We start from the raw sequence: 21,983 nt of genomic DNA on the forward strand, positions 1-21,983 counted from the left end.
TTTGAGGGATTTAAGACATGAGTGACTGGATCAAATGGCTCCTGATGGGGCTTCTGTCCATAGTGTTCGGCCTTTTTGTGCTGGGCGCGCCTGCAGTGGCGTCGATTGCCGTAACGGTGGTGACCGGCGTACTGCTGCTGATTTCAGGGGCATTGCAGGTGGTCGGTGGGTTCACCGTCGAGGGCACCGGCAACAAAATCCTGTCGCTTATTATGGGTGCGGTGATGCTGTTTCTGGGCTGGTCCTTTCTGGATCACCCGCTGCAGGGCACCGTGACGCTGGCGACGGTCTGCCTGATCCTGTTCATGGCAGGCGGTATCGCGCGGGTCATTTTGTCGTTCCAGATGAAAGGTACGCAGTATTTCTGGGCGACACTGATCTCGGGCGTGATGTCGATTGTTCTGGCGATGCTCATCTGGCGGTTCGCAGCAACCGATCCTGTCGTGCTGTTGCAACTGCTCGGCATCCTGCTGGGGATCGAGATGGTGTTCAACGGTCTGGGCCTGGTGTTCATGGCGCTCTTCATCAAAGACGCACCCAAAGGCGAAACAACTGAAGCGAAACAAGCTTAAACGCGGGGCATGGGCGCGGCCCTCCCCCGCAGGAGTGTAGACATGGAAAAGTTTGACAAAGTCCACGGAGTGGCCGCCCCGATGCCATTGATCAATATCGACACCGATATGATCATTCCGAAAGTGCACCTGAAAACGATCAAACGATCCGGCCTTGGCGTCGTACTGTTTGACGAGATGCGCTATCATGATCACGGCGGTGAGAATGAAGAGTTCATTCTGAACAAACCCGCCTATCGGCAAACCGAGATTCTGGTGGCTGGCGACAATTTCGGCTGCGGCTCATCGCGCGAACACGCGCCCTGGGCGATCAAGGATTTCGGCATCAAGGTTGTGATCTCGACCAGCTTTGCCGACATCTTCTTCAACAACTGCTTCAAGAACGGCATCCTGCCCATCGTGGTCGAAGAAGAACATCATGCGGTTCTGATGGAAGACGCGCATAGAGGCGAAAACGCCCGCATGACCGTGCATCTGGAAGATCAGCAGATCACCACATCCGATGGTGTCGTGATCGAATTCGAGGTGGATTCTCATCGTAAGCACTGCCTGCTGAACGGTCTGGACGATATTGGCCTGACGATGGAAAAAGACCATCACATCGAGAAGTTCGAGGATCATGCGGGCCAGGCACGCCCCTGGGTGTGATTCTGGGAACGAATCTGTTGATACTCAACTTTATGGGGACGCCACGGCGTCCCCATTCGCCTTCTTGGGGTTCTGAACGGCGAAACCACTACATATAGGTCTCGACTTGAAACACACGTCGGATTTGCGTCAAAAATGATGCAATCCCGCACCAGTTGCGCCATCATTTTGCCCAAAATTGAGTGTTTTCTGCCACCTGGCTTGAGCGAAATGTCGCTTATCGCCAATGTCGGCGGGTACAGGCACCCACCATGGCAAAACATTGGTGAGAGATGACATCTGCTGCAACGGTAACGTGGCAGGCACAAGTTGGAATGAAGTCGGCAAAGAATCGGCTAATCCAGTTTGAAAGGGTTCGGATAGTGATTGCGCGCACAACAGGGGCGGCAATTCGGGGAATATTGGTTGCACTTTTGGTGCTGACACCCGCGTTGTACTTGCCCGTTTCATCAACGAATGGGACCGAGATTGTCGTCTTTCTCGCCATTCTCGCGTTTTTCCTGACCTTCGCCGAATATAATTCGGCCTTCCCAAGCTTTATTGAATTTCGCGACGCACCACCGGTGAACCGCCTGCGCTTTGTTGGGCTGGTTTCGATGGTCGCTTTCCTGACGCTGATCTGCAAAAACGCCTATTCGCCGACAGAATTAACCTCAGGTTTTTATGTGATCGGGTTGGGCGTCGCCAATGTGGTCGATTTCCCCTATTCACCCGTGCGTCTGATCGTGTTGATGCTGCCTGTCAACGCAAGCGCGCCGCTGATCGAACTTGTTCGTATCGCTGCCAGTGTGGCCTATGTCGCAGCTATGGTCACAATCGCCAGTTTCTACTACGCGGTGAAAATGCGTGGTTGGCCCACCGGAAACGGAGCCTTCAACGTCTGGACCAATCTGCCGCTGTTCGATCCGACCAAGGGTGGCGATGTCGTTACCCGTCTGCAGCGTGATGGACGGTTGAACATCTCGATCGGCGTCCTGCTGCCGTTTGTAATCCCGGCTCTGATCAAGATCCTGACCGATTATGTGAGCCCGATCTCGCTGAACAGCCCCCAGACGCTGATCTGGACGTTGAGCGCTTGGGCCTTTCTGCCTGCTAGCATGATCATGCGAGGAATGGCGACACTGCGCATTGCAAACCTGATTGTCGAAAAACGCCGCGCCTATTCTACGACTGAATCAACACAGACCGCATGATTCGCATTTTTCTGCTGCTTTTGCTGCCTTTCGCGGCACAGGCAGAGACGATACGCATAGCCACCTTCAACACCGAACTCAGCCGTAAAGGACCGGGCATTCTGCTGCGCGATATCCGGCGCGGGGATGCACAGGTTCGCGCTGTGATGCGGGTGTTGTTGGAAACCCAACCCGATATCGTTGCCTTGCAGGGCATCGACTGGGATCTCAATGGCGAAACGCTGACCGCATTCGGTGAGGCGCTGCGCAACGAGGGACTGGACTATCCCTATTACTTTACCGCCAAGCCTAATTCAGGAATGGAAACCAGCCTGGATCTGGACGGGGACGGGCAGGCCAATGGACCAAGAGATTCCCAAGGCTATGGCGAGTTCACCGGTCAGGGCGGGCTGGCCATTCTGTCCCGGTTTCCCATAGGCCATGACGACATGCAGGATTTCTCAGGAGTACTGTGGCGCGACCTGCCGGGGGCTGATCTGCCGACGGTCGATGGCACGCTATTTCCCTCTGAAGCCGCCCAGCGCATTCAGCGACTGTCCTCGGTGGCACATTGGATCGTACCAATCGAGTCCCCGATCGGCCACCTGAACCTGATGACATTTCACGCGACCCCGCCCGTTTTCGACGGACCCGAGGATCGGAACGGGTTGCGCAATCGTGACGAAATTCGCTTGTGGAACGCTGTGCTGGACGGTGCTCTAGGCCCTGCCCCACTCGGGCCTTTCGTGATTGCTGGGGATGCAAATCTGGATCCCACGCGCGGGGAAGGCCGGAAAGAGGCTATCCAGGGCTTGCTGGCAGACCCGCGGTTGCAGGATGCAAAGCCTGCCACCCCCTCGGGGGCATTGGCCACGGTTGAGTGGAAAGCCGTCGGAGAAATGCGGGTAGATTACGTTCTGCCCTCGGCAGATCTACGCGTTGTGGATGCGGGCATCTTTTGGCCCGACACGGGCGCAGACCTGCGCGCAATCGCCGAACAGGCCAGCCGGCACCGGCTTGTCTGGGTGGACCTGGGACATCGCTAACGCTGGTCAGGCCCGGGCAGTTCTGACCAAAGTCGCTTTCTGCTTGGCTGTTTTCGGGATCGCAGAAGCCATCGCCGCGTCCAAGTCGGTCGTCTGAAATCCAGGAATAAGGTCGTCAAAGAATGCGCCGTCCAAACTATGCGGCAGATCCCATAGATAGCGCATCTCAACCAGATGTGGCGCCAACTTCCAGAAAGGCCGCAGTGCCTGAATCGGCCACCATTTCATGGGGCTGACGGCTATTTCGGCACCGGTCACCCGCGACAAGGATTGCGCAATATCCCGGCCGGTCAGGGTAAACCCGGCATAAGGAACCTCGCAGAACCGGGGAAGGTCCTGGCGGATATCAGCCAACGCAACGGCCGCTCGGGTGAGGTCGGGCAGATAGGCCCAGGCGTGTGGGATATCCGGGCGACCGGGATAAACCATCTTGCCGCGTGCCAAAGGCTTGATCATGACCTGATCGAACCAGTTCCCCGAGGCGCAAGTGTCGATGAAATCACCTGCCCTGAGAAGAATCGTTCTTACCGAGGATTTTCGATAGGCTTCTTCCATCTCAACCCGGATCCTGCCCAGGGTATTTTGCGCCGCATGCGGTGTTGCACCCGACCATGGCCCCGGCGTTTGCGCGCCAAAAACATAGACATTGCCGGGAAGGATCACAGTTGCACCGTGATCCGCTGCCGCATTGATCACGTCACGATGCAGTTCGGGGACTTGTCGCGCCCAGTCCGGATAGGCCGGATTCCAGGCATTGACGACAACATCCACCCCTTCGACAGATCGCTTCAGATCCTGCGTCTTGCGATCAAAGCAGTGTACGATCCAGCCCGCCTCGCGAAAAGCTATTGCGGCATTGCGTCCAAACCGACCCGTCGCACCCAGAATAAGAACTGTTCCCGTCATATAAGCCTCCTCTTGTCCATCTAATATGAGCCATTCAGTTCAATTCAGGAATTGCCGCCAAACGCAGAACGTGTATTCATTTTTGAATGGACAAATCTATCACCCACTCTGACTGGTCTCTGATCCAGAGCTTTCTGGCCGTGGCGGAAACCGGGTCTTTGTCTGCCGCTGCCCGGCAGTTGAACCGCAGCCAGCCCACCCTGGGTCGCCAGATCCACGCACTTGAGGATGAGCTTGGCGTCTCGCTGTTTGACAGGCATGCGCGGGGCTTGAAGCTAAGCGAAGTCGGGGCGCAGCTTTTCCCGATGGCGCAACAGATGCACGTAGCCATGAACGCGTTCAGCCTAACGGCCGCAGGCCAGTCTCAGGAATTGGAAGGGTCGGTGCGCATCACCGCGTCTGTCTTTGCCTCTCATCACCTGCTGCCGCCGATTCTGGCCCAAATACGGGCAGCAGAACCCGCGATACAACTGGAACTGGTCGCCACCGATGCCACCGAGAACCTGCTCTACCGCGAGGCCGATATCGCAGTGCGGATGTTTCGGCCGGAACAGATGGACATCATCACGAAACATCTGGGGGAAATCAGACTGTGCTTTTGCGCAAGCCGGTCCTATCTGGATCGTGCCGGCCGCCCCAATTCTCCCGACGATCTGTTGAGCCATGACCTTGTCGGGTTTGATGCGAACGAGCAGATCATTATCGGCATGCGCGAAATGGGCTGGCCGGTGAACCGGGACAGCTTTGCCACACGCTGCGACTTTCAGACTGCCTATTGGGAACTGGTCCGCGCGGGCTGCGGTATCGGTTTTAGCGCCGTGAGAGTTGCCGAGGCCGACCCAGAGGTAGAGGTTTTGGACATAAATGTCGAAATCCCTGCGCTGCCGGTTTGGCTTGCCGCACCGCAGGCGATGCGGCAAACGACACGAATCCGACGAGTCTGGGATATGTTGGCCGAAGGGATAAAGGCCGATCTCTGACCGAATCACACTATCCGTGACGTAGCAAGGGCACGGAAACCCGATTTCCCGTCCAGAACCTGCGTTTAGGCCGGTTCGTCTCATTGACCCGATGCGGCGCAGGCGCTAGGGCCTTTGCTGTCAAACGCAAGGAGATCCTTCATGTCCAACCCCTCGCTCCTCATCCTGCCCGGAGACGGAATTGGCCCCGAAGTCATGGCCGAAGTGCGCCGTATCATCGACTGGTTCGGTGCCAAGCGCGGCCTGGAATTCGACGTGAGCGAGGATCTGGTCGGCGGTGCCGCCTATGACGCCCATGGCAAACCGCTGTCGGACGAAACCATGGCCAAGGCGCAGGAGGCGGACGCAGTTCTGCTGGGTGCTGTTGGTGGACCCAAATATGACGATCTGGATTTCAGCCTCAAGCCCGAGCGCGGCTTGCTGCGGCTGCGCAAAGAGATGGACCTGTATTCGAACCTGCGCCCGGCACAATGCTTTGACGCGCTGGCGGATTTCTCGTCGCTGAAGAAAGACATCGTTGCCGGTCTGGATATCATGATCGTGCGCGAGCTGACCTCGGGCGTCTATTTCGGTGAGCCGCGAGGCATCTTCGAGGAAGGCAATGAACGCGTCGGCATCAACACCCAGCGCTATACCGAATCCGAGATCGAACGCGCCGCGCGCTCGGCTTTTGAGCTGGCGATGCGCCGGAACAAGAAACTGTGCTCGATGGAAAAGGCCAATGTCATGGAATCCGGCATTCTATGGCGCGAAGTCGTAAACCGGGTCGCTCAGGACTATCCCGAGGTCGAGCTGAGCCACATGTATGCCGACAATGGCGCGATGCAGCTGGTGCGTGCGCCCAAGCAGTTTGATGTGATCGTCACTGACAACCTGTTTGGTGACATCCTGTCGGACTGTGCCGCGATGCTGACCGGTTCACTGGGTATGCTGCCGTCCGCCTCCCTGGGCTCACCAATGGCCAATGGCCGCCCCAAGGCGATGTACGAGCCGGTCCACGGTTCCGCACCCGATATCGCCGGTCAGGGCAAGGCCAACCCCATCGCCTGTATCCTGAGCTTTGCCATGGCACTGCGCTACAGCTTCGATCAGGGGGCCGAGGCTGACCGACTGGAAGCTGCGATCGAAAAAGTCCTGGCTGATGGCGTCCGCACCGGCGACCTGCTGGCGGATGAAGGCGTCACGCCGGTTTCCACCACGGAAATGGGCGACGCGATTCTGGCGGCGCTGGACGACAGCCTCTGATCAGAGGTCACAACCGAAAATAGAGGCGGCGCCAGATGCGCCGCCCATCTATAGCCGATGGCGTGGATCACTGGCACGCAGTCTGCACGGGCTCTTGCCACGGACGACGTTAGTCTGCTTTGAGCCCAATGTGTTCGTTAAGATCGGCGCATAAACAGATAACCGCGTTCTGCGAAATGTGTTTTCCAATCCAAACCATGGGCCAAAGCGGTGGCTTTAAAGTCTGCAATATTGGGCGACTCATCCGCGATTAGAAGCCATCCGTCATCGCTTACATGGTCCATCAACGAATTCAGAACCGTGCCCCGAGATGGGCGATCTAACATGTGCAGTGTTCGGTCGATCAGCACTATGTCAAATAGACCCTCTGGGTTGTAGGTAGTGATGTCGGCCACAACACCTTCAACTTTTAAATTTTCTTTTGTCGCTGCAGCTCTTAGATCGCGAATGCCATTGGTGGATATGTCCACTCCCACAACGCGATGCCCCAAATTCGCAATGAAAATAGCGTCACGGCCTTGTCCGCACCCCACGTCGAGGACACGAACGTTATGTTGGTCGAGTTGGTCGAAAAATTTGACAAAAACCGAAGTTGGTTGCCCCAATGCATTTCGTGTCTCGCCGTACAGTTTGTCGTAATTGTAAGCCATGGAATCAGCGTTAGTAGATATCCACGTGATTAGCTAAGTGAAATATTTCGTGAGCGGCAGGAATGTCCCGCATATCGGAAGTAGCAATGTTGGCAGCGGCAGAGCAGTTCAGACGTGGAATTCACGTTGATACGGATGCAAATCGGGCATTCCGCACAATATGCTGTCATTGGCTGACCCTGCGCGCCGACTTTTCCTTGCCTACATCAGTTGCCAAAGAGGTTGTTCAGCAGGTTGTTGATCGCATTTTCGAACCCATTGCCCTGATTGCGGCGCTGACGCCTCGGTTGCTCTTGCCGGACGGGCGGATCGGGGGCCAGCATTGGCAGCGGTGTGGGCGTCATCCCCTCGGTCACGCGCACCATCGTCTCTTTCCAAATCTCGGCTGGCAACCCGCCGCCAGTCACGCCGGACAGGGGGGTGTTGTCGTCATAACCCATCCAGACTCCGGTCACGTAATCAGCCGTGAACCCGATGAACCAGGCATCCCGCGCCGCCTGCGTGGTGCCGGTCTTACCTGCCACCTGCCAGCCGGGTAGTTTCGCGCGCCCGCCCGTGCCTTCGGACACGACACGTTCCATCATCCAGGTCAGTTGCTTGGCAGCCTTACCGTTGATCACCCGCTCACCGATGCCGGTGCTCGTCGCCATCAGAGGGGCGTCGTCGCCCAGCAGCTTCAGCTCGGTCAACCCATAGGGCTCAACTGCAGAACCGCCGTTCAGGATACCGGCATAGGCCCCCGTCATCTCGATCAACGTGCTTTCCGATGCGCCCAGCGCCAGCGCGGGTCCCTCGGCCAGATTGCTTTCAATGCCAAACTCACTGGCGACGGTACGGACATTTTCCAAACCGGCAACCTCGGCCACTTTCACGGCCGGGATGTTCAACGAGTTCTTGAGGGCATCAGCAAGCGTGACGCGCCCATAATGCTTGTTGGTGTAGTTCTTGGGGCACCATTGCCCCGAACCGGCGATATTGATGCAATAGGGCTCGTCCACCACCGTATCCAGAGGCGAATAGCCCAGTTCCAGCGCGGTAGCATAGACGAAGGGTTTGAAGGACGACCCTGTTTGCCTCAGCGCCTGTGTGGCCCGGTTGAAGGCGCCCGATACGCGGGTCTTGCGCCCGCCGACCATGGCGCGCACGGCCCCATCTGCGGACATCACCACAATCGCGGCCTGCGCCTTGGACCCTTCGCGGACCTTTTCCTTGAAGATATATTGCAATGCCTCTTCTGCGGATTTCTGCAGGCGCTGGTCCAGCGTCGTCCGGATCACCACGTCATCGGTGGTGTCCGAGCCGAAAAAGCTGGGCAGTTCCGTGATGACCCAATCGGCAAAATACCCACCGGCGCGTGCAGCCGCAGCCGCAGACAATTGCGCCGGGTTGCTGCGCGCCCCGCTGGCCTGGGCAGTGGTCAGATAGCCCTGCGCCTCCATCAGCCCAATCACCAACTGCGCCCTATCCTGCGAGCGTTGCAGGTTATTTGTCGGCGCATACCGCGTCGGGGCAACCAGCAGACCTGCCAGCATCGCCGCCTGCGAGGGGCTGACCTCGGCGGCAGAAATCCCGAAATAGCGCTGGCTTGCCGCCTCAAAGCCCCGCGCACCGGACCCGAGGAAGGCACGGTTCAGATAGATGGTCAGGATTTCATCCTTGGAGTATTTGACCTCCATCGCGATCGCATAGACAGCCTCTTTGCCCTTGCGCCAAAGGGATCCCTGACGGCAATCAGCCTCATAGGCGGCCTCAGACTCCCATTCGCTGGGCACATAAGGCACGCCCAGACACAACAGCTTGGCCGTCTGCTGGGTGATCGTCGACCCGCCATGGCCAGACAAAGGCCCGCGCCCTTCGCGCAGGTTGATACGCACAGCGCTAGCGACACCCCGCGGACTGACGCCGAAATGGCGGTAGAATCGCTTGTCCTCGGTGGCGACCACTGCATTCTTCAGATACGGAGAAACCGTGTCCGCGGTGATTACCCCGCCGAACTGATCCCCACGCCAGGCAAAGACTTTGCCATCCCGATCCAACAACGTGACCGACCCGCGCGCGCGCCCGTCTAGCAAAGCATCGACATCAGGCAAAGAGGTATAGACAACCCCGACAGCCAGCGCCAGCAACAGGGCAGCCACAGCGCCCACGCGCCAGCTTACCCCCCAGATCAGGCGCCAGACCCAGCGAAACAACCGGCGAAAAAAGCCACCACCACCGCCGGATTTCCGGCGTGTCTTTCTCCGTGTGCTTTTGCGGGTTGTCGTTTTGCGCGCCGCAGCCTTTTTGCCTGCGGGTTTCGCAGTGCCTTTGGTCGCCGTGGGTTTTCGCCCCTTCGACGCGTATCTTTTGTCCGCCACAAGCGGTGCCTTGCGGCGCCTGGACTCAGTCATGCTCAAACTCTGCCCGGTTATCGTTTTGAGGCACCATACCCTGCTATACCGATGAAGTAGAGGTCTGAATTTCCGGAATGCACCCTCTCTAACGCGCCTATATTTTAGTCGATATGCAGAATCTGTGCAAAAATTGTGCACTCACTCACCAATTCCTCCCGAATTTGACCACTGAACCGTTCCTTACACAGCTTTGGCACGCTCTTTTTCTGCAGGTGCAAACACGCCGGACAGACCGGGGAAGCAGAGGGGAACAGCGTGAAACTGATTATTGCAACAATCAAACCGTTCAAGCTCGAGGAGGTGCGCGAGGCACTGACCGACGCGGGCATACGCGGCATGATGGTAACCGAGATCAAGGGCTTCGGCTCGCAATCGGGGCACACGGAAATCTATCGCGGTGCCGAATACGCGGTGAACTTTGTACCCAAGATCAAGCTTGAGATCGTGGTGCCCGCCACGATGGCCGACCAGATCGTAGAAACCATCACCAAATCCGCCAAGACCGGCAAGATCGGCGACGGCAAGATTTTCGTCCTCGACGTTGAGCAGGCCCTGCGCGTGCGGACCGGGGAAACGAACGAAGAGGCGCTTTAAGCGCCCCCACTCAACACTATTCGAGGACTGACAATGAACCTGATGAAATCTCTCATCCCTGCCGCCGCGATAGTCGCGCTGCCGCAGATTGGCCTAGCGCAGGAGGCCGCCACCGGCGAAGCCGCGCTGCACACACAATACATCTTCACCACGCTGCTGTTTCTGATGGCAGGGTTCCTGGTGTTCTTCATGGCCGCCGGCTTTGCCATGCTCGAAGGCGGGCTGGTGCGGTCGAAAAACGTGGCCATGCAGATGATCAAGAACGTGGCGCTGTTTTCCTTTGCCGCGATCATGTACTGGCTGATCGGCTTCAACCTGATGTACCCCGGCGACGGCTGGACCATCGCGGGGTGGGTTGGACCGTTCTTCAAAACCACGGTCCTGGATCCGGTGGGCGTGGGTGCTGACGCCGCGGCATTGGATTATGCTTCGGTTGGTTCGGACTTCTTCTTCCAGCTGGTGTTTGTGGCCGCAACTGCGTCGATCGTATCGGGTGCTGTAGCTGAACGTATCAAGCTGTGGCCCTTCCTGGTTTTCGTGATTGTTCTGACCGGCGTCATGTACCCGATCTCTGGCTCGTGGCAGTGGGGCGGTGGCTGGTTGTCCGAGGCTGGTTTCTCAGATTTTGCTGGCTCGACCATCGTCCATTCGGTTGGCGGCTGGGCGGCTCTGGCAGGTGCCCTGATCCTGGGTCCGCGGATTGGCAAGTACAAAGACGGCAAGGTTCATCCGATGCCCGGTTCGAACCTGGCGCTGGCCACTTTGGGGACATTCATCCTGTGGCTGGGATGGTTCGGCTTCAACGGCGGCTCGCAGCTGGCGATGGGAACCGTGGGTGACGTATCCGACGTGTCGCGCATCTTTGCTAACACCAACATGGCCGCAGCGGCAGGCGCAGTGGCAGCCCTGATCCTGACACAGCTGCTGTACAAAAAACCTGACCTGACCATGGTGCTGAACGGCGCGCTGGCCGGCCTGGTGTCAATCACTGCGGAACCGCTGGCCCCGACGCTGTTCGGCGCACTGTGGATCGGTGCCGTAGGCGGTATCATCGTGGTCTTTGCGGTCCCGATGCTGGACAAGTTCAAGATCGATGACGTGGTCGGTGCCATCCCGGTTCACCTGTTCGCCGGGATCTGGGGCACCATCGCCGTGATCTTTTACGGCGAAGCCAGCCTGGGTACGCAGCTGCTGGGTATCCTCGCCTACGGTCTGTTCACCTTTGTCGGCGCTTTGATCCTGTGGTCGATCCTGAAGTCCACCGTCGGCATTCGAGTCAGCGAAGAGGATGAGATCAACGGCCTGGACATGGCGGAACTGGGCATGGAAGCGTACCCAGAGTTCTCCAAGGGCTGATATCCAACCCAATCCAACAAAAAACCCGGGCGGTGTCGCCCGGGTTTCTTTTTTTTCCGCAGATTTAAACTCCGACGTCGATAATCGCATTGGCCAGAATCGGAACCGTGTTGGCATTCAGCCCGGCAATGTTCAGACGGCTGTCGCCGACCATGTAGATGCCGTGATCAGCGCGCAGTTGTTCCACCAGTTTCGGTGCCGCGCCCAAGCGCGAGAACATGCCGCGATGCTGGGCGACAAAGCCGAACCGGTCGGAGCCGCTGTGGCGTTGCAGCTCATCGGCCAGTTGCTGGCGCAGCCCCAGCATGGACAAGCGGATCTCTTCCAGCTCGGCCTCCCAGTCGGCCCGCAGGACGGGGTCGGTCAGGATCGTGGTGACCACGCGCGCGCCGTGGTCGGGCGGGAATGAATAGTTCTGGCGGTTCAGAAAGGCCAGCGTGCTCTGGTTCAACGCGGTCTGTCCCGCATCTGCGCTGATTGCCATCAATAGGCCCGTGCGTTCACGGTAGACGCCGAAATTCTTGGAACACGACGCGGCAATCAGGCATTCCTTGACTGAAGACGCAACAAGGCGGGTCGCCTGCGCATCCTCTTCCAGACCGTCGCCAAAACCCTGATAGGCAATGTCGATCATCGCCACGAGGCCAAGCTCGTTGATGATGTTCACCACTTCCTGCCACTGCACCAGGTTCAGGTTGGCCCCGGTCGGGTTGTGGCAGCAGCCGTGCAACAACACCACATCGCCCGACTTGGCGGTTTTCAGATCGGCAATCATGCCGTCGAAATCGACGCCACGAGTCTCGCCATCGAAATAGCGGTATGGAACCGCTTCGATCCCCAGGTAATTCAGGATCGACAGATGGTTTGGCCAGGTCGGGTTCGAGACGAACACGCGGGCCGAGGGGTTGGCCATGCGGATCATCTCAAATGCCTGACGGCAAGCACCGGTTCCGCCGGGCGTAGCCACAGCGGCAATGTTGCCACGCGGCACCGATGTGCGCAGGATCAGGTCAATCATCGCATCCGCATAGGCCGGATCACCAGCCAGACCGGTATAGGCCTTGCTTTCCTGCTCTTCCAGAATGCGCTTTTCGGCGGCCTTGACCGCGCGCATCACTGGCGTGATACCTTCGGCATTCTTGTAGACGCCAACACCCAGGTCGATCTTCTGATCGCGCGGGTCTTCGCGGTACATCTGCATCAGCGCTAGAATCTTGTCGGCAGGTTGCGGCTTGAGATGTTCAAACATCAGGTCTCTCCGGTTGCGACGGGCAGGGTCGGGAAGGCACCCCATTCAGCCCAGGAGCCGTCATAAAGCGAGTGGTCTTTCTTGCCCATGCGCTCGAGCGCAAGGCTGAGGATCGCGGCGGTCACACCCGACCCGCATGAGGTAATCGCCGGTTTCGACAGGTCGACGCCAGCGGCCTCGAAAATGGCGCGGCATTCCTCGGGCGATTTCATCGTGTGATTCTTGTTCAGCAAGGTGCCGAAGGGGACGTTTCGTGATCCGGGAATACGACCAGACCGCAGCCCTTCGCGCGGCTCGGGATCGGTACCCGCGAAGCGACCGGCTGCGCGTGCGTCGATGATCTCGTGATCCCCCAGCTTGGCTGCGGCAGATACCTGCGTGACATCACGCACCAGATGGTTCTGAACCCGCACGGTCATGTGGCGGTCGCGGATAACAGGCGGCAGGTCTTCAACCTCTCGCCCCTCGGCAAGCCATTTCGGCAAGCCACCGTCCAGAACGGCAATGTTGTCCTGCCCCATCAGGCGGAACATCCACCAGACCCGCGCGGCCGAGGACAACCCCGAGCCGTCGTAGACCACCACCTGATGGCCATCCCCCACGCCCATCGCCCGCAGGCGCGACATGAATTTCTCGACAGGAGGCACCATATGCGGCAGGTCCGACCGAAGATCGGCAATATCATCAATGTCAAAGAATCGCGCGCCGGGGATATGGGTCGCGTCATATTCCGCTTTGGCGTCGCGTCCGTGTTGCGGCAGATACCATGATCCGTCCAGAACCCGCAGGTCCGGATCCTTGAGATGGGCCGCAAGCCATTCGGTTGAAACGAGGGTTTTGGGATCGTCCTGCATCAATGCCTCCCCTATGCGCGCTTGGTTTGTCCCTATACGCGCGCGCATGTCTGTTCAAGGCTGGATGGCGGCCTGTACCGCTAACGGGCCCGCCTGAGGCGGAAAAACTGAGCGATCCCGATCAGACTGATCAAAATCCAGAAGGATTCGATCAGCATCGAGGCTAAATTGAAGTTCTCAAACTGCGAATAGACGATCAGAATCGACCCCAATAGGTTTACCACCGGAAAGGCCAGGTCGTCGGAATTCATCATCCGCATCTGCGTGGCGAAATACGCAGCAACCACGATCATCGCCCCGATTGAGCCGATTCCATCCGCGATGGTCAAAGTGTCAAGAAACGCAGTCATGATCAGCCCTTGCCGTTTTCAGGAAACTCGCTGTGTTGCCCATAATGGTGCATGTTCAAAAACGCAGCCCCCTGCCCGCCCGCACGATAGCCATGCGGCAGATCGGCGGCAAAACGCAGCCCCTGTCCAGCGTTTAGCGGCACCCAGGCCTCGCCACGCAGAATTTCAAGCGTACCGGAAAGGACAAAGACCTCTTCGGTCACGCCCGCCGCATGGGCGGGCGACTCGTGGCATTGGTTTGGGGTCAGACTGACGTGAAAGGTTTCGGCCCCTAGCGCGGAATCAAACGGAAAGACGATCTTGACCTCGATGCTGCCCGGAAAAGTCACGGTCTGAAAAACAGAGGGGTCCCCATTCGCGGTTTCAATCAGCGCGCTCAGCGGCAGTTGGAACCCCTTGGCGATCTTCCACAAAGTGGCGATGGTTGGGCTGGATTCGCCACGCTCGATCTGCCCCAGCATGGCTTTGCTGACGCCTGTCATCTCGGCGACTTTGGACAGGCTTAGCCCGGATGCCGCCCGCATGTCCCGTAATTTCAGCGTGATCTCGTCCGGTGCCATGATGCCGTCTTTCGAATCCTCTTGTGCGTTATAGCGCACATGTGGTACGTGCGCTATAACGCACAAACCCCAAGACATGCAACCCGAGGCAATAGGGAAACAGCATCATGCCATTGTACCGATCCAGAACCTCAACCCATGGCCGCAACATGGCCGGTGCCCGTGGCCTGTGGCGCGCGACCGGCATGGGGGATGATGACTTCGGCAAGCCGATCATCGCCATCGTCAACTCGTTCACCCAGTTCGTGCCGGGCCATGTCCACCTGAAGGATCTGGGCCAAATGGTCGCCCGCGAGGTCGAAGCCGCAGGCGGTGTCGCCAAAGAGTTCAACACCATCGCGGTGGATGACGGTATCGCCATGGGACATGACGGGATGCTGTATTCGCTGCCCTCACGTGAGGTAATCGCGGATTCAGTTGAATATATGGTCAACGCGCACTGTGCTGACGCGATGGTCTGCATCTCGAACTGTGACAAGATCACGCCCGGCATGCTGATGGCCGCGATGCGCCTGAACATCCCCGCCATTTTCGTCTCGGGTGGGCCAATGGAGGCGGGCAAGATCGACATCGCCGATCTGGACGCCAAAAAGATCGACCTCGTGGACGCTATGGTGGCCGCCGCTGACGCCAAGTTCACCGATGAGCAGGTTCAGCATATCGAGGAAAACGCCTGCCCGACTTGCGGGTCGTGCTCGGGCATGTTCACCGCCAACTCGATGAACTGTCTGGCCGAGGCGCTGGGTCTGGCGCTGCCGGGCAACGGCTCGACTCTGGCCACACATGCGGACCGCAAAGAGCTGTTCCTTGAAGCCGGTCGCCGGATCGTCGAGATCACCAAACGGCACTATGATCTGGACGAGAAAGGCTTCCTCCCGCGCGAAATCGCCACGTTCGAGGCGTTCGAAAACGCAATGAGCCTGGATATCGCCATGGGCGGATCGACCAACACGGTGCTGCATCTGCTGGCCATCGCGCATGAGGGCGAGGTGGATTTCACCATGACCGACATGGACCGTCTCAGCCGTCAGGTGCCCTGCCTGTGTAAGGTCGCACCCAATACCGAGAATGTGCATATGGAAGACGTCCACCGCGCCGGCGGCATCTTTTCGATCCTGGGTGAGCTCAGCCGCGCAGGCCTGCTGCACGAGGATTGCAGCACGGTCCATTCCGGCACGATGGGTGAGGCGATTGCCAATTGGGACATCAAGGTGGCCAACAACCCCAAGGCGCAAGACTTGTTCAAGGCCGCGCCGGGCGGTGTGCGCACCACGCAGGCGTTCAGCCAGTCGAACCGCTACAAAGAGCTGGACACGGACCGCGAAGGCGGTGTGATCCGGTCGAAAGAGCACGCCTTCAGCCAGGATGGCGGTCTGGCGGTTCTGTTCGGCAATATTGCCCGCGACGGCTGTATCGTGAAAACAGCCGGTGTCGATCCGGCCAGCCTGACCTTCACCGGGTCGGCCTATGTCTGCGAAAGCCAGGATCAGGCGGTGAATGACATTCTGACCAGCAAGGTCAAAGAGGGCGACGTGGTGGTCATCCGCTATGAAGGCCCGCGCGGCGGTCCGGGGATGCAGGAAATGCTGTACCCGACGTCTTACCTGAAATCCAAAGGTCTGGGAAAAACCTGTGCTTTGCTGACGGATGGACGGTTCTCGGGTGGAACCTCCGGCCTGTCGATCGGCCATGTCTCACCCGAGGCGGCCGAAGGTGGCGAGATCGGGTTGGTGCGCCAGGGTGACCGGATTGAGATCGACATCCCCAACCGCTCGATCCATCTGGCAGTCTCAGATGAAGTGCTTGCCGAACGACGCCAGGAGCAGGATGCAAAAGGCTGGATACCGGCAGCGCCCCGCAAGCGCAAAGTCTCAACCGCGCTCAAAGCCTATGCCAAACTGACAACCAGCGCGGCAAAAGGGGCCGTGCGGGAGGTCTAAGACATAAGGGCCGGACACCAAATCAAGTGATCCGGCCCAATCAATTCCCAAAGCGCTCCCGCGCCTTCTGGCGCTATCCGCTTTGGTCTTGGGCCTGGGGCGGCGCATAGCGCGGCGCCAGACCCAACCAGAGGAGATGTTTCGCAAGATACATTGCCGATGGGCGGGGAAGGTGATTTCCAGCTCAATCCCCAAGCTTGGCGTGGACTTCATCCAGATCAATCTCGGCGATCGGCATCTTGTTGGCCGGATCTTCAAAATCATATTTGAATAGATCGAAATCCTGTTTGTAGATCTCGTAGACAAGATGCATCGACAGGTCGTCGAAATAGTCCTCGACAGGATGCTTTCGTTTGGGTCCGTGGCCTTCGGATTCGTTGAACCGCGGGATTTCGGACAGGGCCACCTTGTGTGGCGTGTCCAAGTTGCTCAGAACACCTTGCATCCCATCGTTGAACTTCTCGGTCCAGAAGATGCGATCATATCGTCCGCCATTTGCAATAAACGTCGACACATGGCCAGACATGGCGGACCAGTGGATATCCGGGTCCATGGGCCTGCGCCACCTGATCGTGTCACGAGCAAATAACAGGAATCTGCGGAAACTGGCGACCTGGTCGAAATCACCCTGACCGTCCTCTCCGCCAACCTCGATGCCGTAATTGTAGATCAGCGTCGGCACCAGATTGCCGCGATACCGTTTGCCGTTGCGCTGAATTCCACAGATCTTGTCAAAGAACGAACTGAGAATTCGCGTGTACGGGTTCCGCACGCAGGTGAAAGAAAAGGAGTTATGATTTCGGACATTTGTCGAAATCGGCTCCTGGCTGGGACCGAACGCCCACTTATGCATCCCGTCCTTGGCATCGTGGATATCGCCGTCAAAAAAACGGCCATGATCCGAAAAATACATGATTTGCCCGATGGTTGAGCATGCACATTTCGGGACAACACGGTAAACCATGCTCTCGCTCTCGGTCATCCATGTACCGGGAAAACCCATTTGCTGCGCCTCCTCAACAGGTCGTAACTCACTATTCGCGCCTGCTTTTGTATCTACAGAACCAAAAATAATCTGTTTATTCAATCGCTCATCCTCAGTATCACAGAGGGAACCGGGCAGAAACGGATAACAAAGAACTGAAATGGCAAAAATTGCCTACATTTTGTTGTGCCACAAGGACCCTGACGCAATCATTGCGCAGGCCGAGCAGCTAACCGCTGCTGGCGATTGCATGGCCATACATTTTGACGCCCGCGCAAGTCGCGAGGCCTATGCACGCATTCAGGGCGCTCTTCAGGCCAATTCGAATGTCACTTTTGCAACCAAACGCATCAAATGCGGTTGGGGCGAGTGGTCTTTGGTACAGGCCACATTGAACGCAGTGCAAGCCGCCCTCAAGGCCTTTCCCCGCGCGACGCATTTCTACATGCTGTCAGGGGATTGCATGGCGATCAAAACAGCGGAATACGCGCATCAGTTCCTGAACGACAACGACAGGGATTTTGTCGAAAGCCACGACTTTTTTGCCAGTAACTGGATCAAGACCGGCATGAAAGAAGACCGGCTGATCTATCGCCATTTCTTCAATGAGCGCACCCAGAGCAGACGATTCTATACATCCTATGACGTACAGAAAAAACTTGGACTGACCCGCGAGGTTCCGGCTGACATCCAGGTCATGATCGGCAGTCAGTGGTGGTGTCTGCGCCGTCATACTGTTGAAATGATCTTTGAATTCCTGGCCCAGCGCCCGGACGTAATCCGCTTTTTCTCGACCACCTGGATACCGGATGAGACTTTCTTTCAAACGCTTGTCCGCCACCTTGTTCCCCGTGAAGAGATCGACAACCGAACGCTCACATTCCTGATGTTCTCGGACTACGGAATGCCCGTGACATTTTATAACGACCATTACGACATGCTGTTAGGGCAGGATTTTCTGTTCGCCCGCAAAATCAGCCCCGAGGCACATGAGCTGAAGGACCGGTTGGGCCAGCTCTATTCTGTGGAAGGGGTGGATTTTCACATCTCGGATGAAGGCCGCAATCTCCATAGTTTCTTAACCGCAAGAGGGCGCGTCGGACGCCGCCACAAGCAAAGGTTCTGGGAGGCCGGAAATACGCTGGGACCGGACCGCGATGTTTTCCTGATCGTGTGCAAGAAATGGCATGTGGCCAAGCGTCTGGTCGATCAGATTAAGTCCGAAACCGATATCCCTTGTGTCGAGTATCTGTTCAACGAACAGGATACGGCTCTGCCCGATCTTGGCGGCATCGAAACGACCTTGCTCAAACGGTCCCGCCACCGGCGTGCTCTTGTGCGGATGCTGTTTGAAAGTTTCGAAACCAACCGGCTGGTTCTGTGCATCGATCCCTCAGATATCGAAATCATTCAGGACTTCTGTGCAGATCAGGTCAAAACCCATGTGCTTGAAGTCGAGTGTGAATATTCCGACGATTACCTGATCGGCCACGCCCGCCGTGTGGGGTTGGCCGGTCAGGACAGCCCGACCGAAACCGTGGCACGGCTTGTCCCAACCTTGCACAACGCGATGGAATACGAATCCGAATTGATCCGGGGCACCGCGTTGGATCGACATGCACGCCTGCGGGAAACCAGCGACCGGACAGAAAACGAAGACGCCATTGTCCGGTTTCTGAATGTTTCACAGGAACAGGCGCAGGCCATCATGCGATTGGATTATCTGTTTGCAGATTGATGAGCCGGCGGCACCATCAGGTACCGCCGACAGCACGATCAGATGTCGAACTTGACGCCTTGCGCCAGCGGCAGCTCGGCTGAGTAGTTCACGGTGTTGGTCTGACGGCGCATATAGGCCTTCCACGCATCCGAGCCGCTTTCACGCCCGCCACCGGTTTCCTTCTCGCCACCAAATGCGCCACCGATCTCGGCCCCCGATGGCCCGATATTGACATTGGCAATGCCACAATCCGATCCCGCTGCGGTCAGGAATTGCTCGGCCTCGCGCATGTTCAGAGTGAATACGCAAGACGACAGACCTTGCGGTACGTCATTTTGCAATTCGATGGCTTCGTCGAACGCGTCGTACCCCATGACATAGAGGATCGGTGCAAAGGTTTCGGTCTTTACGGTTGCTGTCTGGCCAGGCATCTCGACAATCGCGGGCTGCATATAGACACCGGCGGGGACGTTTTCGGTCACGCGGTCGCCACCAAAGACTGCGCCGCCTTCGGCCTTTGCAGCGTCCAGCGCAGCGGTCATGGCCGCGCCCGAGGCTTCGTCCACCAGCGGACCGATCAAAGTGCCTTCGATCAGCGGATTGCCGATGGGCAGACCGGCATAGGCTTTTTTCAACCGGCTTACCAGTTCTTCGCGGATCGAGTTGTGAACGATCAGACGGCGCAGCGTGGTGCAGCGTTGACCGGCTGTGCCGACCGCAGAAAAGACGATCGCGCGTACAGCCATTTCCAGATCGGCCGAAGGGCCCACGATCATGGCGTTATTGCCACCAAGCTCGAGAATGCATTTCCCGAACCGCTGCGCCACGATGGGGGCTACGGCACGGCCCATCCGTGTGGACCCGGTCGCCGAAATGACCGGCACGTCCTCGCTGGCCACCAGCGCCTCGCCCAGCGCGGCACCTCCGATCAGGGTCTGCAGCAGGTGGTCGGGCGCATCACCAAATCGGGCCAGTGCACGTTCAAAGATCTTCTGGCAGGCCATCGCGGTCAAAGGCGTCTTTTCAGACGGCTTCCAGATCACCGGATCACCGCAGACCAGCGCCAGCGCGGCATTCCACGACCAGACCGCCACCGGAAAGTTGAAGGCCGAGATCACGCCCACCGGTCCTGCCGGGTGCCACGTTTCCATCATCCGGTGGCCCGGGCGCTCAGATGCGATGGTCAAACCATAAAGCTGGCGCGACAGGCCGACGGCGAAATCGCAGATGTCGATCATCTCCTGCACTTCACCCAGACCTTCCGAGGTGATCTTACCAGCTTCCCAGCTGACCAGCGCACCCAAATCGTCTTTGGCGGCGCGCAATTCCTCGCCCAGCAGGCGGATCAGCTCGCCCCGGCGTGGGGCCGGAACCGTGCGCCACGCCTTGAATGCCATCTTGGCATTGGCAAACACCGTGCCCATCCCTGACGCAGGCGTTTCATGTACCTCGGCCAGAATGCCGCCATCAATGGGCGAGCGTACAGCCAGCGTGCCGCCCATCAGCTCAGCGGCTGTCAGGTCCAGATTTGCAAGGGTTGTTTGGGCTGTCATAGCGATGTCTTTCATATCTCAGGCCGCCTTGTTCTGTTTGGTTATGTCCCCGGTGCGGTAAAGCTGACCGAATTCGGTGTTCAGGAAATCAGATAGGTTCACCTGCTCTTGCCGCACGAACCCTTTGCCGGGCAAAGCACCCGTTCGCATCAGATCAACCACACCCAGAACACCGGCAGCAGTGGTGACCTGAATGGCGCTCCAGACCTGACCATTGAGGGTACGGGCATAAGATTTGTTGATCAGGGATTTCTCGCGCAGAGCCCCATCGATCATGCCTTTTGCGGTGCAATAAACCAGAACCACATCCTGATCGGTCCGCGGCAGCGCGGTCTCGAAGATTTCCTTCATCAGGTCGCGACGACGTTCCAATCCAAGATCATTCAGCAGCAAACGCAGAATGTCACGGTGTCCCGGGTAGCGGATCGATCGGTACGACACGTCCCGCGCCTTTCCGTCCAGGGTTTCTGGCAACGTGCCCAACCCGCCCGAGGTATTGAAGCATTCATATTCCACCCCGTCATGACCCAAACGCTCGTAATCCTCGAGCGGAGCGGTCTTGACCCGTTCGCCATTCACGATGGCATCGCACGGATTGCAATATTCGTTGATCAGCCCATCGGTGGACCAGGTCAGATTGTACTTCAATGCGTTGGTGGGATAGAGCGGCAACGCCCCGACCCGCATATGCAGGCTGTCCAGCGTATCGAACTCCGCAGCCAAGGCCGCGCCGGCGATGCCGACAAAACCCGGTGCCAACCCGCATTGCGGCATAAAGGCCGTTTCGCTGTCGGCGGCCAACTCGCGCACCGCGTTGGTGGCGGCAACATCTTCGGTCAGGTCAAAATAATGCGCGCCGGCCGATTTGGCGGCTTTGGCAATCCGTGGGGTCAGGAAAAACGGAGCCGCCGAGATAACCGCATCGAAACCGTTCAGACCCTCAGCCAGCTGCGTTTCATCGCTGACATCAATCTGGCGGGTCGAAACTCCCTGCCGATTCAGCACGGACAACGCCGCCAGATCGCGGTCGGCAACTGTGACCGAATAGTTGGATGAAGTTTGCAGCAAAGTCGCGATCATCTGACCGATCTTGCCTGCTCCGATGACACAGATATTCCAGCTCAAAACGCGCCTCCTCTTTCGTTTCAGAAAGTATGAAGGCACAGTTGTTCAATCTGCAGAGGCAATCTTGACGAAAACGTCAAAACTA

At 58.0% G+C, this 21,983-nt stretch carries 20 protein-coding genes; 10 read left to right on the forward strand and 10 right to left on the reverse strand.

The features are described from left to right. Window positions 1-17 precede the first annotated feature (17 nt). The 4 genes from AC2FFB_RS09895 to AC2FFB_RS09910 all read left to right on the forward strand — a co-directional run bounded on the left by AC2FFB_RS09895 (window position 18) and on the right by AC2FFB_RS09910 (window position 3,438). On the forward strand, window positions 18-572 hold the full coding sequence (locus AC2FFB_RS09895; RefSeq protein ID WP_271950915.1) for an HdeD family acid-resistance protein: 555 nt from the start codon (window positions 18-20) through the stop codon (window positions 570-572). Between the two features lie 42 nt (window positions 573-614). After that, the gene (gene leuD, locus AC2FFB_RS09900) at window positions 615-1,220 is read left to right on the forward strand and encodes a 3-isopropylmalate dehydratase small subunit (RefSeq protein ID WP_142638386.1); all 606 of its coding nucleotides are present in this window, start codon (window positions 615-617) and stop codon (window positions 1,218-1,220) included. A 362-nt stretch (window positions 1,221-1,582) separates the two neighbouring features. Further along, window positions 1,583-2,413, forward strand: coding sequence for a hypothetical protein (locus AC2FFB_RS09905; RefSeq protein WP_142638388.1), 831 nt, complete (start codon window positions 1,583-1,585; stop codon window positions 2,411-2,413). Further along, on the forward strand, window positions 2,410-3,438 hold the full coding sequence (locus tag AC2FFB_RS09910; RefSeq protein ID WP_496874857.1) for an endonuclease/exonuclease/phosphatase family protein: 1,029 nt from the start codon (window positions 2,410-2,412) through the stop codon (window positions 3,436-3,438). Before AC2FFB_RS09905 ends, AC2FFB_RS09910 begins: the two co-directional genes overlap by 4 nt. 6 nt (window positions 3,439-3,444) lie before the next feature. Here the strand turns inward: AC2FFB_RS09910 and AC2FFB_RS09915 are convergent, their stop codons facing one another. Then, window positions 3,445-4,344 (reverse strand): sugar nucleotide-binding protein, encoded by a 900-nt coding sequence (locus AC2FFB_RS09915; RefSeq protein WP_496874858.1) that lies wholly within the window; start codon window positions 4,342-4,344, stop codon window positions 3,445-3,447. Between the two features lie 86 nt (window positions 4,345-4,430). Between AC2FFB_RS09915 and AC2FFB_RS09920 the strand changes: the two genes are divergently transcribed. Next, on the forward strand, window positions 4,431-5,324 hold the full coding sequence (locus tag AC2FFB_RS09920; protein WP_142638394.1) for a LysR family transcriptional regulator: 894 nt from the start codon (window positions 4,431-4,433) through the stop codon (window positions 5,322-5,324). Window positions 5,325-5,465: 141 nt separating this feature from the next. Continuing rightward, the gene (leuB, locus tag AC2FFB_RS09925; RefSeq protein WP_142638396.1) at window positions 5,466-6,569 is read left to right on the forward strand and encodes a 3-isopropylmalate dehydrogenase; all 1,104 of its coding nucleotides are present in this window, start codon (window positions 5,466-5,468) and stop codon (window positions 6,567-6,569) included. A gap of 137 nt (window positions 6,570-6,706) precedes the next feature. On the opposite strand, the gene AC2FFB_RS09930 is transcribed toward leuB, so the two are convergent. Next, on the reverse strand, window positions 6,707-7,219 hold the full coding sequence (locus AC2FFB_RS09930; protein ID WP_496874859.1) for a class I SAM-dependent methyltransferase: 513 nt from the start codon (window positions 7,217-7,219) through the stop codon (window positions 6,707-6,709). A 206-nt stretch (window positions 7,220-7,425) separates the two neighbouring features. Next, complete coding sequence (locus tag AC2FFB_RS09935; RefSeq protein WP_496874860.1) at window positions 7,426-9,609, reverse strand: transglycosylase domain-containing protein; 2,184 nt, start codon at window positions 9,607-9,609, stop codon at window positions 7,426-7,428. Between the two features lie 258 nt (window positions 9,610-9,867). Between AC2FFB_RS09935 and AC2FFB_RS09940 the strand changes: the two genes are divergently transcribed. After that, window positions 9,868-10,206 carry a P-II family nitrogen regulator gene (locus AC2FFB_RS09940; RefSeq protein ID WP_142638403.1) on the forward strand — a complete coding sequence of 113 codons (339 nt, stop codon included), beginning with the start codon at window positions 9,868-9,870 and terminating at the stop codon, window positions 10,204-10,206. A gap of 33 nt (window positions 10,207-10,239) precedes the next feature. Beyond that, a complete protein-coding gene (locus tag AC2FFB_RS09945; RefSeq protein ID WP_142638405.1) occupies window positions 10,240-11,562 on the forward strand; it encodes an ammonium transporter in 1,323 nt (440 codons plus the stop codon). A 64-nt stretch (window positions 11,563-11,626) separates the two neighbouring features. On the opposite strand, the gene AC2FFB_RS09950 is transcribed toward AC2FFB_RS09945, so the two are convergent. From AC2FFB_RS09950 to AC2FFB_RS09965, 4 genes are all read right to left on the reverse strand, one after another. Further along, window positions 11,627-12,811, reverse strand: coding sequence for an amino acid aminotransferase (locus AC2FFB_RS09950; protein WP_496874861.1), 1,185 nt, complete (start codon window positions 12,809-12,811; stop codon window positions 11,627-11,629). Next, window positions 12,811-13,665 carry a 3-mercaptopyruvate sulfurtransferase gene (gene sseA / locus AC2FFB_RS09955; RefSeq protein WP_142638408.1) on the reverse strand — a complete coding sequence of 285 codons (855 nt, stop codon included), beginning with the start codon at window positions 13,663-13,665 and terminating at the stop codon, window positions 12,811-12,813. Before sseA ends, AC2FFB_RS09950 begins: the two co-directional genes overlap by 1 nt. 80 nt (window positions 13,666-13,745) lie before the next feature. Further along, complete coding sequence (locus AC2FFB_RS09960) at window positions 13,746-14,015, reverse strand: CBU_0592 family membrane protein (protein ID WP_496874862.1); 270 nt, start codon at window positions 14,013-14,015, stop codon at window positions 13,746-13,748. Between the two features lie 2 nt (window positions 14,016-14,017). After that, window positions 14,018-14,575 carry a helix-turn-helix domain-containing protein gene (locus AC2FFB_RS09965; protein WP_271950992.1) on the reverse strand — a complete coding sequence of 186 codons (558 nt, stop codon included), beginning with the start codon at window positions 14,573-14,575 and terminating at the stop codon, window positions 14,018-14,020. A 107-nt stretch (window positions 14,576-14,682) separates the two neighbouring features. Between AC2FFB_RS09965 and ilvD the strand changes: the two genes are divergently transcribed. Then, window positions 14,683-16,515, forward strand: a complete 1,833-nt coding sequence (ilvD, locus tag AC2FFB_RS09970; protein WP_496874863.1) for a dihydroxy-acid dehydratase — start codon at window positions 14,683-14,685, stop codon at window positions 16,513-16,515. A 184-nt stretch (window positions 16,516-16,699) separates the two neighbouring features. Here ilvD and AC2FFB_RS09975 read toward each other — a convergent pair whose 3' ends face one another. Beyond that, on the reverse strand, window positions 16,700-17,518 hold the full coding sequence (locus AC2FFB_RS09975; RefSeq protein WP_142638414.1) for a sulfotransferase family protein: 819 nt from the start codon (window positions 17,516-17,518) through the stop codon (window positions 16,700-16,702). Window positions 17,519-17,660: 142 nt separating this feature from the next. On the opposite strand from AC2FFB_RS09975, the gene AC2FFB_RS09980 reads away from it, so the two are divergent. Continuing rightward, complete coding sequence (locus AC2FFB_RS09980; RefSeq protein ID WP_496874864.1) at window positions 17,661-19,238, forward strand: DUF5928 domain-containing protein; 1,578 nt, start codon at window positions 17,661-17,663, stop codon at window positions 19,236-19,238. 38 nt (window positions 19,239-19,276) lie between these two features. Here the strand turns inward: AC2FFB_RS09980 and amaB are convergent, their stop codons facing one another. Together amaB and AC2FFB_RS09990 are read right to left on the reverse strand one after the other, a co-directional pair. After that, window positions 19,277-20,773, reverse strand: a complete 1,497-nt coding sequence (gene amaB, locus AC2FFB_RS09985; protein WP_496874865.1) for an L-piperidine-6-carboxylate dehydrogenase — start codon at window positions 20,771-20,773, stop codon at window positions 19,277-19,279. A gap of 18 nt (window positions 20,774-20,791) precedes the next feature. Further along, window positions 20,792-21,898: a saccharopine dehydrogenase family protein gene (locus AC2FFB_RS09990; protein ID WP_496694072.1), complete on the reverse strand. Its 1,107-nt coding sequence runs from the start codon at window positions 21,896-21,898 to the stop codon at window positions 20,792-20,794. Window positions 21,899-21,983 lie beyond the last annotated feature (85 nt).

The organism is Ruegeria sp. YTSA219, from assembly GCF_059609985.1.